This is a genomic window from Pontibacter sp. LHS1, assembly GCF_058932855.1.
Genome location: NZ_JBZYWF010000041.1, coordinates 1 through 354 on the forward strand (window position 1 = coordinate 1; position 354 = coordinate 354).

The 354-nt window shown below is 59.9% G+C and carries 1 protein-coding gene; it reads left to right on the top strand.

The window, feature by feature from the left end; all coding sequences use genetic code 11:
* The coding region (locus AC5FXQ_RS21805; protein WP_493604518.1) for a transposase at positions 1–354 on the top strand (354 nt) is incomplete at both ends.

Below are 354 nucleotides of genomic sequence, written 5' to 3' on the forward strand. Positions count from 1 at the left end.
CAAGTACGGCTACGGGCTGATCCACCACTCGGACCGGGGGCTGCAGTACTGCTCGAGTGAGTACCAGCAGCTGCTGGCCGCGGCCCAGATACAGCCGAGCATGACCGAAAAGTACGATCCCTACCAGAATGCGGTGGCCGAGCGCGTCAACGGCATCCTCAAGGATGAGTTCGCCTTGGAGCGGGGCTTTGTCCACCACCTGGAGGCGGTGGCAGTGATCCGGGAGTCGGTGGATATCTACAACTGCCTCAGGCCCCACCTCTCGTGCCATCTCCTGACGCCCGAGCAGATGCACCGGCAGCAGAAACTGGAGGTGAAGCAGTGGAAAAAGAAAACCTCCAACACAAATGCATT